At 58.2% G+C, this 1347-nt stretch carries 1 protein-coding gene and 1 pseudogene; one reads left to right on the forward strand and one right to left on the reverse strand.

The genetic code is table 11. From position 1 onward, the window contains the following. Positions 1–320 precede the first annotated feature (320 nt). Positions 321–1088 (forward strand): TylF/MycF/NovP-related O-methyltransferase, encoded by a 768-nt coding sequence (locus ACXJ7R_RS32905; protein ID WP_457155439.1) that lies wholly within the window; start codon positions 321–323, stop codon positions 1086–1088. Positions 1089–1160: 72 nt separating this feature from the next. Here ACXJ7R_RS32905 and ACXJ7R_RS32910 read toward each other — a convergent pair. Then, positions 1161–1347 (reverse strand): annotated as a pseudogene (locus ACXJ7R_RS32910) (CmcI family methyltransferase); the annotation flags it as partial.

Raw genomic sequence — 1347 nt, forward strand, 5'->3', positions numbered from 1 at the left:
CACAGCCATTGTCGACGCGAACGTCGACGGGTACATCGAAGCGGACCGCGCCAATCCTCGCCATCTCAGCACCTAGAATACGGCGTTCATTGAGACGCTAGTGCAGGACGCAGGATGGCGCATCGAGCAGATCTATGAGCCATCATTCATACAACAGACGGCCTTCGTCTGCTCACCATTGTGAATTCGTTCCTGATCGGCTCCATTGTGGATCCTGACGCTGGTCTATAGCACAGCGTCAGCTCTAGTTTGACGTTAAGGGTTGACGCGTCGTGCGGATTCGCGCACGTGGCCTGCCTGAATACGATGCGAGCGGATCGATGCCAGCAGCCAGCCATACAGCCCCACGGGAATTGTATCTTGATCTTCTGGTCAGGATATTGCTCAACACCGTCTATCAGGATCCCGCGATCAACCCAAGGGCGCGCCCGCTGGCGGTCGAGCCGTTCAACCCTGAAACCCGTGCCATCGGTAGAGATTGGCCAACGCAGGCTCACACAATGGTCGGCCAGGCGCGCCTTGAGAACTTGCGCAGGCTAACGCAGCAGGTGCTGGACGACGGTATCGTCGGTGACTTCATCGAAACGGGCGTCTGGCGCGGTGGCTGCTGCATCTTGATGCGCGGCGTTCTTGCCGCAAACCAGATCGACGACCGGAAGGTCTATGTCGCAGACTCGTTCGCGGGCCTGCCGGCGCCGAACGAAGGGCTTTATCCCGCCGATGCCGGATGGAACCTGAACGTGATCAAGGAGCTGGCCGTCTCATTGGAGACGGTCAAGGACAATTTCAAGCGCTACGGGCTGCTCGACGAGCAAGTCGTGTTCGTGGAAGGGATGTTTAGCGACACGCTGCCGTCGCTGTCCGCCGGGCCTTTCGGCCTCCTGCGTCTCGACGGCGACTTGTACGAGTCGACCATCGTGGCGCTGAATTCCCTTTACCCGAAGCTATCCGCGGGCGGATTTGTCATCATCGACGATCGCGCGCTTGATCCATGCAGGCGCGCGGTCGTCGATTTTCGCGATCAACACGGCATCACGGCACCGATGCACGAAGTCGATTGGACCGGGGCATGGTGGCGCAAGGAGTGAGGTTGCCAAGGACACTCCATCTCTCTGCTTATACCAATTCCAGACGGAAAACCGCTTCTTCCTGGAACTTATCTAGCGAACGCGACGGAGATATCCATTGACGTTCCACGTCGCGTTGGTGCCAAAGTGGTCACAAAGCCTGGTATCGATTTCGTAGTGCTGCCCACGATCGCGCAAGAATAGCTCGATCGCACGACGTGGGCCGCCCATCAGGTTGGCGACGTAATGCGCATCATAAAGATCGTCGACAATACCATCC

The organism is Mesorhizobium sp. P5_C1, from assembly GCF_054049815.1.